At 71.7% G+C, this 15,028-nt stretch carries 1 protein-coding gene; it reads left to right on the forward strand.

The genetic code is table 11. From position 1 onward, the window contains the following. Positions 1-31 precede the first annotated feature (31 nt). Complete coding sequence (locus tag STRTU_RS33680) at positions 32-14,998, forward strand: type I polyketide synthase (RefSeq protein ID WP_218039350.1); 14,967 nt, start codon at positions 32-34, stop codon at positions 14,996-14,998. Positions 14,999-15,028: the final 30 nt, after the last annotated feature.

Below are 15,028 nucleotides of genomic sequence, written 5' to 3' on the forward strand. Positions count from 1 at the left end.
GACCGCCGGTTTCTTGAAGGGCTGACGCTACATGGACAACGAGGACAAGCTCCGCGACTACCTCAAGCGGGTCACCACGGACCTGCGACAGACCCGCCGCAGGCTGCAGGAGGTGGAGTCGCGGGAGCACGATCCCATCGCGATCGTCGCCATGGCCTGCCGTCTTCCGGGAGGAGTGCGCTCCCCGGAAGAACTGTGGCAGCTGGTGGCCGAAGGCACCGACGCCATCGGGCCGATGCCGACCGACCGCGGCTGGGACATGGACAAGCTGTACGACCCGGACCCCGACCGGGCCGGCAGCAGCTATGTCCGCCAGGGCGGCTTCCTCTACGACGCCCCGGAATTCGACGCCGGATTCTTCGAGATTTCCCCGCGCGAGGCCCTCGCCATGGACCCGCAGCAACGGCTCCTCCTGGAGACCTCCTGGGAGGTCTTCGAGCGTGCGGGCATCGATCCGACGTCGGTACGCGGCAGCGAAGCCGGGGTCTTCGTCGGATCGAGCAATCAGGGCTATGCCGCTTCCGCCGACGGCAGCACCGCCCCGGAGGGCGTGGAGGGCCACCTGCTGACCGGCGGATCCGCAGCGGTCCTCTCCGGGCGGCTCGCGTACAGCTTCGGGCTGGAGGGGCCGGCCGTCACCGTCGACACCATGTGCTCGTCCTCGCTGGTCGCCCTGCATCTGGCCGTCCAGGCCCTGCGGCACGAAGAGTGCGAGATGGCGCTCGCGTGCGGAGCGACCGTGATGTCCTCGGCACGGAACTTCGTGGAGTTCAGCCGGCAGCGCGGGCTCGCTCGGGACGGGCGGTGCAAGCCGTTCGCCGCCGCGGCCGACGGCACCGCATGGGGCGAAGGCGTGGGCGTTCTGCTGCTGGAGCGCCTGTCGGACGCCCGGCGCAACGGCCATCCGGTGCTGGCGGTGATCCGCGGCAGCGCCACCAACCAGGACGGCGCGTCAAACGGTCTGACCGCGCCGAACGGTCCTTCGCAGCAGCGGGTGATCCGGGCCGCGCTGGCCAACGCGGGTCTGTCGCCCACCGACGTGGACGCGGTGGAGGCGCACGGTACGGGTACCTCGCTCGGCGACCCCATCGAGGCTCAGGCGCTGCTGGCCACGTACGGCAAGGACCGGGACGCGGACCGGCCGCTGTGGCTCGGCTCGTTCAAGTCCAACATCGGGCACGCCCAGGCCGCCTCCGGCATCGCCGGAGTGATGAAGATGGTGCAGGCCATCCGCCATGGCGTACTGCCCGCCACCCTCCATGTCGACGCGCCCTCACCGCATGTGGACTGGTCGAAGGGGAACATCCGTCTGCTCACGGACGAGACGGCATGGCCCGGGACCGACGCACCCAGGCGGGCCGGAGTGTCGTCCTTCGGCGGCAGCGGCACCAATGCCCATGTCGTGCTCGAACAGGCACCGGCGGAGGAACCCGCCGACGCACAACTCACTGTGGCTGCCCCCGCAGCCGAGGCCGCGCCCGCCGCGCTGCCCTGGGTGCTCGCCGGGCACTCCGCGACGGCCCTTCGGGCGCAGGCGGACCGACTGGCGTCCTGGGCGGCGACGGCCGACCAGTCACCGGTGGACACCGGGCATGCACTGGTGGCCTCGCGTGCGGCTCTTGCGCACCGGGCCGTGGTGGTGGGCGCCGATCAGGACGCACTGGTCGCCGGACTGCGTGGTCTGGCGGAGGGCGATGCGCCTGCCGGTGCAGTGGTGGGCGAGGCGGGGGACCTGGCGGGGGACGCCGAAGTGGTGTTCGTTTTCCCTGGTCAGGGGTCGCAGTGGGTGGGGATGGCGGTGGAGTTGCTGGATTCTTCGCCGGTGTTTGCGGGGCGGTTGGTGGAGTGTGAGGCGGCGTTGGAGCCGTTCACGGACTGGTCGCTGCGTGAGGTGTTGCGTGGGGTGGAGGGTGCGCCGGGTCTGGACCGGGTGGATGTGGTGCAGCCGGTGTTGTGGGCGGTGATGGTGTCGTTGGCGGCGGTGTGGCGGGCTCATGGTGTGGAGCCTGCTGCGGTGGTCGGTCACAGTCAGGGGGAGATTGCGGCAGCCTGCGTCGCTGGGGCGTTGAGCCTGGAGGACGGCGCTCGGGTGGTGGCGCTCCGTAGTAGGGCGATCCGTGCGTTGTCGGGTCGTGGGGGGATGGTCTCTGTTGCTCTGTCCTCGTCCGAGGTGGCGGAGTTGGTGGAGCCGTGGGGTGGCCGGGTTTCGGTTGCGGCGGTTAATGGTCCGTCTGCGGTGGTGGTGTCGGGTGATGTGGATGCGTTGGATGAGTTGCTGGCGAGGTGTCGGGAGGATGGCGTCCGTGCTCGTCGGATAGATGTGGATTACGCCTCGCATTCGGCGCATGTGGAGTCGATTCGTGAGGAGTTGCTTGAGGTTCTGGGGCCGGTCGTGCCTCGTCCGGCAGAGGTGCCGTTCTTTTCGACGGTGACGGGGGACTGGCTGGACACGGCGGAGACGGACGCCGAGTACTGGTACACGAACCTGCGGCAGACGGTGTGGCTGGAGCCTGCGGTACGTGAACTGCTGGCTGCGGATCATCGGGTGTTTGTGGAGGTCAGCCCGCATCCTGTGCTGACGATGCCGGTGCAGGAGACCGCCGAGGCCGAGGGCACGGACGCGGTGGTGACGGGCACCTTGCGTCGTGACGACGGTGGCCTCGCCCGGCTCTATGCCTCGCTCGGTGAGCTGTATGTGCAGGGTGTGGAGGTGGACTGGTCTCCGGCCTTTGTGGGGCATCGGCCCCGGGCGGTGGATCTGCCCACGTACGCCTTCCAGCGTCGCCGTTACTGGCTGGAGTCCGGGCAGCCGTCGGTAGACAGTGCTGTGGATCCGGTGGATGCACGGTTCTGGGAGACGGTGGAGCGTGCCGATCTGGACGGCTTGGCGGCGACATTGGGGCTGTCGGATCCAGGCGCTTTGCGCGAGGTGTTGCCCGCATTGTCGTCGTGGCGGCAGGGTCGGCAGCAGCGGAGCACGGTCGACAGCTGGCGCTACCGCATCGTCTGGCGACCCCAACCCGATCCGGATGCAGGTCAGTTGGCGGGACGTTGGCTGGTCGTCGTGCCCGCCGCCCACCTCAATGACGACGTCGTACGCTCCACCCTCCAGGGCATCGGGGAGAGCGGCGCCGAGACCGTACTCCTGATACTCGACGCATCGGTCACCGATCGCCGAGCCGTGGCCGACCAGCTGCGAAGCTCGCTCATCGCCGGTGCCCCCAGTGGCATCCTCTCCTTCCTCGCCCTGGAGGAGCAGCCGCTGACCGGGCATCCCGAGGTCACCGTGGGCCTGGTGCAGTCCGTGGCCCTGATGCAGGCGCTCGTCGATACCGAAGCCGAGGCTCCGCTGTGGCTGCTCACGACCGAGTCCACCGCCACCGGGTTCGCCGATGACGCGGTGCGGCACCCGCTCCAGGCGGCGGTCTGGGGCCTGGCCCGGGTATTCGCCCTGGAGCACCCGAAGCACTGGGGCGGTCTGGTCGACCTGCCCGCGGAGCTGGACGAGCGTGGTGCGGCCCTGCTGACCGGTGTCCTCGCCACGGGCGGGGACGAGGATCAGCTTGCCCTGCGCGGCTCCGCACTCCTCACCCGCCGGCTGACCCGCGCCCCACTGGACGGCGGTGCGCCGGTCACCCCCTGGCGTACCAGCGGAACAGCCCTGGTCACCGGCGGTACCGGTGGTCTCGGTGCACACACCGCCCGACTGCTCGCCCGCAGTGGCGCCGAGCATCTGGTGCTGACCAGCCGACGCGGCTCGGACGCCCCCGGCGCGGCCGAACTGCGGGACGAACTGGTCGCGTTGGGCGCACGGGTCACCCTGGCCGCCTGCGATGTGACGGACGCCGACGCACTGGCTGAGCTGGTCTCCCAGGTCGAGTCCGACGGCCCGGCCATCCGTTCCGTCGTGCACACCGCCGGAGTCGGTCTGCTGGTGCCGCTCGCCGACACCACGCTGGAAGAGTTCGCCGAGGGCGCCCGCGCCAAGCTGCTCGGGGCCCGCAACCTCGACGCGCTCTTCGACCGTGACGGGATGGACGCGTTCGTGCTGTACTCGTCCGTCGCCGGGACCTGGGGAAGCGGCGACCACGGGGCCTACGCCGCGTCGAACGCCTATGTCGACGCCCTCGCGGCCCACCGGCGCGCCCGCGGTCTGACGGGCACCTCGATCGCCTGGGGCATCTGGAGCCCGGAGGGCGGCGGGATGGCCGTCGATGTGATTCAGGAACAGCTGCGCTGGCGCGGTATCCCGTTCATGCCGGCGCAGCTGGCAGTACTCGGACTCCAGCAGGCGCTCGACCACGATGAGACCTTCCTCGCCGTGGCCGACATCGACTGGGAACGCTTCGTCCCCGTCTTCACCGCCGCGCACCGCCGCCCGCTGCTGCACGAGGTCCCCGAGGTACTGCGGGCGCTGGAGGCCGACGAGGCCGATACGGATGCCGCCGAGACCGCGGCCGAGTCGCTCCGCTCCCAGCTCGCGGGTCTGGTGCCCGCCGAACGTGAGCGGCGGCTCTCCGACCTCGTACGCAAGCAGGTCGCGGCGGTACTCGGATACGAGGACACCTCGGAGGTCGAGATCGGCCGCGCCTTCCGCGAGCTGGGCTTCGACTCCCTCACCGCGGTGGAGCTGCGCAACCGGCTCAACACCGCCACCGGGCTGAAGCTCCCCGCCACCGTGGTCTTCGACCACCCCACCGTGAAGGCCCTCGCCGGGCATCTGGACACGACCTTGGCCGGTGCCGACGGAGCCCTGCCGGTACCGGTCGCCGTCCCGCAGCACACAGCCCCCGCCGCCCCGGCCGAGGACGCCCAGGCCGAGGACGACCCGATCGCGATCGTGTCCATGGCCTGCCGCTACCCGGGTGGCGTGCAGTCGCCCGAGGGCCTGTGGCAGCTGGTGCGGGACCGGACGGACGCGATCTCGGAGTTCCCTGCCGACCGGGGCTGGGACCTCGACGGGCTCTACGACCCGGACCCGGACCGCACCGGTACGTGCTACGTCCGGGAGGGTGGATTCCTCGACGCAGCCGGTGACTTCGACGCCGAGTTCTTCGGCATCTCCCCGCGCGAGGCCCTCGCCATGGACCCGCAGCAACGCCTCCTCCTGGAGACGACCTGGGAGGCGATCGAGCGCGGCGGCATAGACCCCCGAACGCTGAGGGGCACCCCCACGGGCGTCTTCTTCGGGGCCGCCCACCAGGGATACGGCAACGGCGAGGCCCCCGAAGGGCTGGAGGGCCACCTCATCACCGGAACGGTGACCAGCATCGCCTCCGGCCGCATCTCCTACACACTCGGACTCGAAGGCCCCGCGATCACGCTGGACACCGGCTGTTCGTCCTCGCTGGTGTCGCTGCATCTGGCCGTACAGGCCCTGCGCTCCGGGGAGTGCTCCCTGGCCATCGCCGGAGCCGCGGCGGTGATGAGTGAACCGATCGGCCTCGTCGGCTTCAGCCGGCAGCGGGGGCTGGCGCGGGACGGGCGGTGCAAGCCCTTCTCGGCGGCGGCCGACGGTATGGGCATGGCCGAGGGCGTCGGCGTACTGCTGGTGGAACGTCTCTCGGACGCCCGCCGCAACGGCCACCGGGTGCTGGCGGTTGTCCGTGGATCGGCGATCAATCAGGACGGTGCGTCGAACGGTTTGACCGCGCCGAATGGTCTGTCGCAGCAGCGGGTGATCCGGGCGGCGTTGGCGGATGCGGGTGTGTCGGCCGGTGCGGTGGATGTGGTGGAGGCGCACGGTACGGGGACGTCGTTGGGTGATCCGATCGAGGCGCAGGCGCTGCTTGCCACGTATGGGCAGGGGCGGGAGGCGGACCGGCCGCTGTGGCTCGGTTCGGTCAAGTCCAACATCGGGCACAGCCAGGCGGCATCCGGGATGGCCGGGGTCATCAAGATGGTGCAGGCGCTACGCCACGGGGAGTTGCCCGCGACGCTGCACGCTGATGAGCCATCGCCGCATGTGGAGTGGTCGTCGGGCGCGGTGGAGCTGCTGACCGAGGCTCGTGCGTGGGTGGTGGAGGACGGCCGTCCGCGTCGGGCCGGTGTCTCCTCCTTCGGTGTGAGCGGGACCAATGCGCATGTGATTGTCGAGCAGGTGGATGAGCCCGAGCGGGCGAAGTCGACTGGGGGAGCTGAGTCGGCCGACGAGGGGGAGTCGGTTTCGTCGTCTTCGGGCTCGGTTGGTGGTGTGCTCGTGCCGTGGGTGGTGTCCGGGCGTTCTGCTGATGCGTTGGTGGCGCAGGCGGGGCGGTTGGCGTCACGGGTGGTTGATGCGGGCTGGTCGCCGGTTGAGGTGGGTTGGTCGTTGGTGGCGTCGCGGTCGTCGTTCGAGCACCGGGCGGTCGTCGTGGGGTCGGATACCGATGAACTAACCGCCAAACTGCGGGAGTTGAACACATCCTCGGTTGCGGTCGCGGCGAAGGGTGACCCGGGCCGGACGGTGTTCGTCTTCCCGGGGCAGGGTTCGCAGTGGGCGGGGATGGCGGTCGAGTTGCTGGATTCCTCCCCGGTGTTCGCGGATCGGCTCGCGGAGTGTGAGACGGCGTTGCAGCCGTTCACGGAGTGGTCGCTGCGCGAGGTGCTGCGTGGGAGCGAGGGCGCGCCGGGTCTGGACCGGGTGGATGTGGTGCAGCCGGTGTTGTGGGCGGTGATGGTGTCGTTGGCGGCAGTGTGGCGGGCTCATGGTGTGGAGCCTGCTGCGGTGGTCGGTCACAGTCAGGGGGAGATTGCCGCAGCCTGCGTCGCCGGGGCGTTGAGCCTGGAGGACGGCGCCCGGATCGTGGCGCTCCGCAGCAAGGCCATCCGCGCCCTGTCGGGCCGTGGCGGAATGGTGTCGGTGGCCCTGCCCTCATCCGACGTATCGGAGCTGATCGAGCCGTGGGATGGCCGAGTCTCGGTCGCGGCCGTCAACGGCCCCTCCACCGCAGTGGTTTCGGGTGACGCGGACGCGCTGGAAGATCTGCTGGACCGGTGCCGCGAACGCGAGATCCATGCCCGTCGAATAGACGTGGACTATGCCTCGCATTCGGCACATGTGGAGTCCCTCCGCGAGGAGTTGCTCGACGTCCTGGCGCCGATCGTGCCCCAGACGTCGCCCGTGCCGTTCTTCTCGACGGTGACCGGCGAGTGGCTGGACACGGCGGAGATGGACGCCGAGTACTGGTACACCAACCTGCGGCAGACCGTGCGGCTGGAGCCTGCGGTGCGCGAACTGCTGGCTGCGGATCACCGGGTGTTCGTAGAGGTCAGCCCCCGTCCCGTGCTGACGATGCCGCTTCAGGAGACCGCCGAGGCCGCGGGCGCGGATGCGGTGGTGACCGGCACCCTTCGCCGGGACGACGGTGGGCTGTCGCGGCTTTACACCTCCCTCGGCGAGCTGTATGTGAACGGCGTGGATGTCGACTGGTCCCCGGCCTTTGCCGCCGCCCCCCATCCGCAGCTGGTGGACCTGCCCACCTACGCCTTCCAACACCGCCGCTACTGGCTCACCTCACATCGGCCCGCAGCAGCGTCGGCCGCTTCCGGACTCGTCGACGCCGGATTCTGGGAGACCATCGAGCGCGAGGACGTGGACACCCTCGCCGAAACGCTCGGGCTGTCCGACGACGGCGCGCTGCGTGAGGTCCTGCCCGCGCTGTCGCTGTGGCACCAGCGACAGCAGCAGCGCAGCACGGTCGACGGCTGGCGCTACCGGATCGTCTGGCGACCGCAGCCGGAGCCCGAGCGCACCGGTCTTGACGGTACGTGGATGGTTGTCGTCCCCGCCGGTCACGAGGAAGATCCGCTGGTCGAGGGCGTGATCCGGGTACTCCGGTCGGGCGTCGCGGACATCCGGACCGTAACCGTCGGCACGGTGGACGCCGACCGGGAAGGACTGGCGGGCCGACTGCGCGACGAGGCAGGGACGGCAGCCGGGGCGATTTCCGGGGTGCTCTCCCTCGTTGCCCTGGACGAGCAGCCGTGGACCTCCGCGGAGACCCTCCCGACCGGTCTGGTCCTGATGACCTCGCTGCTGCAAGCCCTCGGTGACGCCGGGATCGACGCGCCCCTGTGGTGCGCGACCCGTGGCGCGGTGTCAGTGAACCGTGCCGATGACCTTGACCACCCGACGCAGGCCATGGCGTGGGGGCTGGGCCGGATCGCCGCATTCGAGTATCCGCAGCGCTGGGGCGGACTTGTCGACCTGCCGAGCGAGTGGGACGACCGGGCCGGCCGACGGCTGGTCGCGCTGCTGGCGCAGGGACCCGGCGAGGACCAGGTGGCGTTGCGTGGTTCCGGAGTCTTCACCCGCCGGATGGTGCGGGCGCTCCCGGAGGACCGGCCGGCCGGTGACGGCTGGCGGCCGCACGGCACCGTGCTGGTCACCGGGGGGACGGGCGCGTTGGGCGGGCACCTCGCCCGCTGGCTCGCCCGCAACGGTGCGGAGCACCTCGTACTCGTCAGCCGCAGGGGCCCCGAGGCGCCCGGTGCCGCCGCGCTCGTCGAGGAGTTGGCGGGGCTCGGAGCGCAGGCGACCGTACGGGCGTGTGATGTCAGCGACCGGACGGCGGTCACGGCACTCCTCGCGAGCCTGCCCGAGGAGCAGCCGCTGACCGCGGTGGTGCATACGGCAGGAGTCCTTGACGACGGGCTGATCGACCAGCTCACCCAGGACCGGGCCGAGGCCGTGTGGGAGCCGAAGGCGGGGGCCGCGTTCGCCCTCCATGAGGCGACCCGGCATCTGGACCTGTCGGCGTTCATTCTGTTCTCCTCCATGGCGGGCACGCTCGGCGGCCCCGGACAGGGCAGTTACGCGGCGGCCAACGCCTGTCTGGACGCGCTGGCCCTGCGGCGCCGCGCCGACGGCCTGCCCGCGACCTCGATCGCCTGGGGAGCCTGGGGCGGCGGCGGTCTGGTGGGAGAGGAACTGGCACAGCGGCTCCGCCGCGACGGAGTACCGCCGATGGACCCCGAACTGGCGGTCTCCGCACTCCAGGAGGCGCTGGACCGGGACGAGACGTTCCTGGTCGTCGCGGATGTCGACTGGCGCAAGGCCACGGCCCGGCGGGTCGCCGCGGTGAGTGAGCTGCCCGAGGTCCAGGCGTCGGCCGGCGAGGGCACCCAGGAGACCGAGGTGCGTGGCGATGCCGCGCCGCTCGTCGTCCAGCTGCGGGAACTCGCCCCGGGGGAGCGGCGCGCGGCGCTACTGGACGACGTACGGGCCGCGGCCGCCGCCGTCCTGGGCTACGACCAGCCCGACGCGATCCCCGCCGACCGGGCATTCCGCGAGCTGGGCTATGACTCGCTGACCGCCGTTGAGCTGCGCAACCGGCTTGCCGAGGCGACCGGCCTGCGGCTGCCGGTCACCCTCGTCTTCGACCATCCGACGGCGGCCGCCCTCACGGCGTTCCTCCACGACGGGCTCTTCGGCGCGCTGCCGGAGAGTACGGCTCCGGCGGCCCCTGCCACTCCGGTGGACGACGATCCGGTCGTCATCGTCGGCATGAGCTGCCGCTACCCGGGCCGGGCCGACTCGCCCGAAGAGCTGTGGCGGCTGCTCGACGAGGGCACCGACGCCGTCTCGGGCTTCCCCACCAACCGCGGCTGGGACATCGAGCGGCTCTACGACCCGGACCCCGACAAGCCGGGCACCTTCTACGCCCGCGACGGCGGATTCCTCTACGACGCCGACCACTTCGACCCGGCATTCTTCGGGATCTCGCCGCGTGAGGCCGTCGCGATCGACCCCCAGCAGCGGCTCCTCCTGGAGACCTCCTGGGAAGCGATCGAACGGGCCGGCATCGACCCGGAGACGCTCCGCGGCACGGCAGCAGGCGTGTTCGTCGGTTCGAACTACAACGACTACGGCTCCCGTGCGCACACCGCCCCGGAGGGCATGGAGGGGCATCTGGCGACGGGCAGCGCGAGCAGCGTCGCCTCCGGCCGTATCGCCTACACCCTCGGGCTGGAGGGGCCGGCCGTCACGGTGGACACGGCGTGTTCGTCGTCGCTGGTCGCCCTGCATCTGGCGGGCCAGGCGCTGCGGTCCGGTGAATGCACACTCGCGCTGGCGGCCGGTGTGACGGTGATTTCGACGCCTCAGACCTTCATCGAATTCAGCAGGCAACGGGCGCTCGCCCCCGACGGCCGCTGCAAGGCGTTCTCGGCGGATGCCGACGGCGCCGGGTGGGCCGAGGGCGTCGGTGTGGTGCTGCTGGAGCGGCTGTCCGAGGCGCGTCGGCGCGGACATCCGGTGCTGGCCGTCGTCAAGGGCACGGCCGTCAACCAGGACGGCGCCTCCAACGGTCTGACCGCACCCAACGGCCCGGCCCAACAGCGCGTCATCCAGCAGGCGTTGGCGACCGCAGGGCTCTCCACGGGCGATATCGACGCCGTCGAAGCGCACGGCACCGGCACCCGGCTCGGCGACCCCATCGAGGCGCAGGCCATCCTCGCCACCTACGGCCAGGAGCGGCCTGCGGAACGCCCGTTGTGGCTCGGCTCGGTCAAGTCGAACATCGGCCACACCCAGGCCGCGGCCGGTGTCGCCGGAGTCATCAAGATGGTGCAGGCGATGCGGCACGGAGTGCTGCCGCGCACCCTCCACGCCGCGCAGCCCTCACCGCATATCGACTGGTCGGCGGGGCACGTACGGCTGCTGAGCGAACCGCAGGAGTGGACACCGGGCGACGCACCGCGCCGGGGAGGCGTCTCCGCCTTCGGCATCAGCGGGACCAACGCGCATGTGATCCTGGAGGAGCCCCGGCCGGTGGATGCCGAGTCGGGGATCACGCCTCAGGACCGGCGGCCGGAGACCGATGATGCGCCGACGGCCGTGGTGCCCTGGCTGCTGTCCGCCCGGGGCACCCCGGCCCTGCGGGACCAGGCCCGGCGGCTGGCGGAACACCTCGCCCGTCACCCCGAGCTCACCCCCGCCGATATCGCGCTGTCCCTGGCCACCTCGCGGACCGGGTTCGAGGACCGGGCGGCCCTCCTCGGCCGGGACACCGGCGAACTGACCGCGGCACTCGCGGCGTTGGCGGAAGGCCAGGAGCACCCACGGGTCACCGTCGGCCGGGCCCGCCCCGGAAAGCTGGCCTTCCTCTTCCCGGGGCAGGGATCACAGCGCGCCGGGACCGGACGGCGCCTCTACGCGACCCATGACGCCTTCGCCGACGCCCTGGACGCGGTCTGCGCACACCTGGACGGCCACCTCGACCGGCCGCTGCGCGAGGTGCTGTTCGCCGAGCCCGGCACACCCGACGCGGAACTCCTCGACCGGACCGTCTACACCCAGGCCGGTCTGTTCGCCCTCGAAGTCGCCCTGTTCCGGCTGCTCGAAAGCTACGGGGTACACCCGGACCTGCTGCTCGGCCACTCGATCGGAGAACTGGCCGCCGCCCATGCCGCCGGGGTGTTCTCCCTGGCGGACGCCTGCCGTCTGGTCGCCGCCCGCGGCCGGCTGATGCAGGCCCTGCCGGGCGGCGGCGCCATGGTGTCCGTCCATGCGGCGGAGGAGGACGTACTGCCGCTGCTCGCACCGTACGAGGGAAGGGTCACCGTCGCCGCGGTCAACGGACCGGCCGCCACCGTCCTGAGCGGTGACGAGGACGCCGTCACCGAGGTCACCGGACAGCTGGCCGCCGCGGGCCACCGGACCAAGCGGCTGCGGGTCAGTCATGCCTTCCACTCGGCTCACATGGACCCGATGCTCGATGAATTCGCCTCGTTGGCAGAGGAGTTGAGCTACCGGCCGCCCGCCATACCCGTCGTGTCGAACCTCACGGGCCGTACGGCCACGGCCGAGGAGCTGTGCAGCCCCGACTACTGGGTGCGCCACGTGCGGCAGGCGGTCCGCTTCCACGACGGTGCCCGCGCCCTGGAAGAGCTGGGCGCGCGCACCCTCCTCGACCTCGGGTCCGGGGTGCTGACCGCCATGGCGGACGAGTGCCTGACCACAGGGGACGGGATCTTCCTCGGCGCGCTGCTGCGCCGGGACACCGACGAACCGGAGTCGCTCACCGGCGCCCTCGCCCAGCTGCACGTCCAGGGCCACGGCCCGGACTGGGAGCGCTGCTTGGCGCCCTCGGGTGCCCGGCGGGTGCCGCTGCCGACCTACCCGTTCCAGCGGCAGCGGTACTGGCTGGCGGCCGCCACCGACTCGTCGGACGTCTCCGCCGTGGGGCTGGCGGCGGGGCACCCGCTGCTCGGCGCGGCCGTACCGCTCGCCGGATCCGGCGGCGCCCTGTACACCGGGCTGCTCTCGGCGGGACGACAGCCGTGGCTGGCCGACCACGCACTGGACGGCACGCTGCTGTTCCCCGGCACCGGATTCCTGGAACTGGCACTCCAGGCATGCGCACGTACCGGCGCCGGTCATCTGGAGGAACTCACCCTGCAGGCACCGCTGGTGGTCCCGGACGACGGCACGGTGCAGCTTCAGCTCACCGTCGGGGAGGCGGACGGGTCGGGCCGCCGCCCGCTGTCCGTGCACTCGCGGCCCGTGGCCGGCACGGACGACGAGGAGCAGCCGTGGACCCGGCACGCCGAAGGCACCCTCGCCGACGGCCTGCCCGGAACCGGCACGTCCGAGACCGGCGCGTCCGGGACCGGTGCAGCAGGGGCTGACACGTCCGGGACCAGCACATCCGCCGACCTCACCGCCTGGCCCCCGCCCGGCGCCGACTCCCTCGATATCTCCGACCTGTACGAGCGCACCGCCGCGAACGGCTTCGCCTACGGACCGGCCTTCCGTGGTCTGCGTGCCGCCTGGCGCCGGGGGGACGAGGTCTTCGCTGAGGTAGCTCTGCCCGAGCAGTACCGCGACACCGGCTTCGTGCTGCATCCGGCGCTGCTGGACGCCGCCCTGCACACCGTCGCACTGGCCGCACCCGACACCGAACGGGCCGTGCTGCCCTTCAGCTTCCGGGCAGTCACCGCCACCGGGGCGGCGAACCCCGACACCCTGCGGGTCCGTCTCGTCCGACAGGCCGATGACACCTATGGCGTGCAACTGGCGGATGCGTCGGGCGCCCCGCTCGCCGCGATACCGGCACTCGTCCTGCGGCCGGTCGATCCCGCACAGCTGGCCGCCGCCGGGCCGAGGCCGGCCGATCTGTACCGGATGGACTGGGCGGAGCTGCCCTTGAGCGGCCAGCCGGCCGAGCCGTATGCGGTCATTGGAAGGGACGTGCCTCAGGTTCCCGGTGGCCGCGGCGCCCCGTACCCGGATCTGGCCGCGCTGGCCGCGGCCGTCGACGCCGGGGCCGAGGTGCCCGCCACGGTCATGGTCGGCTGCCCGCCGGCCGAGGGCGAACAGGCAGAGGCCACCCGCCGGGCCGTACACCACGCGCTGGAACTGGCACAGGACTGGCTCCGCGACGAGCGGTTCAGTGCCTCGCGGCTGGTCCTGTGCACCCGTGACGCGGTGGCCGACCGGGCCGGTGCGGCGGTTCCCGGACTGGCGCAGTCCGCCGTCTGGGGACTCATCCGCACCGCCAAGGCCGAGAACCCGGACCGCTTCGCCCTGCTCGACCACGACGGCACGACACCGTCCGCGACCGCGCTGCCCGCCGCACTGGCGACCGGGGAACCCGAGATCGCCCTGCGTGCGGGCGAGGCCCGGGTGCCGCGACTGGTACGGGCCCGAACGGCCCAGCCGCTCAGGGGACTTGGTGCCGACGGCACGGTGCTGATCACCGGGGGCGGCGGCATGCTCGGCCGGCTCGTCGCCCGTCATCTGGTGGCGGCCCACGGCGTACGCGGTCTGCTGCTGGCCAGCCGTCGCGGGCGGCTGGCGGACGGGATGCCCGAACTGGAGAAGGAGCTGCGCGAGATGGGCGCGGAGGTCGAAATCGCCGCCTGTGATCTCGCAGACCGGGACGACACCGCCCGGCTGCTGGCCTCCGTATCCGCCGAACGTCCGCTCACCGCGGTGATCCACACCGCGGGTGTCCTCGATGACGGGGTACTCGGTTCGCTGACTCCGGACCGTATGGACACCGTGCTCCGGGCCAAGGCGGACGCCGTACTCCATCTGGACGAGCTGACCCGCGATCTCGACCTGAGCGCGTTCGTGCTGTTCTCCTCGCTTGCCGGGACCTTCGGCGGGGTCGGACAGGGCAACTACGCGGCGGCCAACGCGTTCCTCGACGCCTTCGCCCACGCCCGGCGGGCAGCGGGCCGTTCTGCCGTCTCCCTCGCCTGGGGCCTGTGGGCCGAACGCAGCGGGATGACCACCAAGCTGGACGACGCCGACCTCCACCGGATGGCCAGGGGCGGGGTGCGCCCGATGCCGTCGGACCAGGCGCTGGCACTGCTCGATGCCGCACTCGCCTCGGATGAGCCCTTCCTCGTCCCGGCGCGGCTCGATCCGGCGGCGTTGCGGTCCGCGGCCGGTGAAGTGCCGCCCTTGCTGCGGTCGTTGGCCGGTTCGCGGCCCCGGCCCTCGGACGGCGCACCGGCCGCCGCGCCTGCCGCCGAAGCCGAACAGCTCGGCGCCCGGCTCGCCGCGCTGCCGGAGACGGAACGGCGCCAGGCGGTGCTCGATGCCGTCCTGGGCCACGCAGCGCTGGTCCTGGGCCATACCTCGGCCGACGCGATCGACCCCGAGCGCGGCTTCCTGGATCTGGGCTTCGACTCGCTGACCGCCGTCGAGCTGCGTAACCGTCTCACGGCCGTGACCGGGACCAGGCTGCCCGCGACCCTGCTGTTCGACTACCCGGAACCGGGCGGCCTCGCCGACCACCTGCTCGACAGGCTGGCAACCGAGGTGGCACAGCGGTCGGCCGACGGCGGCGCCGAACCCGGCTCGCTCGACGCATGGCAGGCACAGACCGAGCGCCTCATGGACGACACGGCATCCAGGGCCGCGCTGCGCACCCGGCTGCAGGGGCTCATGGACCGGCTCGACAGCCTCCCGGAGGATCCGGACGCGGGGCTGGAGAGCCGGCTGGAGCAGGCGTCGGACGACGAGCTGTTCGACTTCATCGAGCAGGAACTCGGCGGATCATGACGGGCTGAGCGACGGATCATGACGGGCTGA

The sequence above is a fragment of the Streptomyces tubercidicus genome, from assembly GCF_027497495.1.
Lineage (GTDB): Bacteria > Actinomycetota > Actinomycetes > Streptomycetales > Streptomycetaceae > Streptomyces > Streptomyces tubercidicus.

Bases quoted from the DNA above. Each gene is read 5' to 3' on its own strand.
- STRTU_RS33680 (WP_218039350.1), top strand. From the start codon at position 32: ATGGACAACGAGGACAAGCTCCGCGACTACCTCAAGCGGGTCACCACG.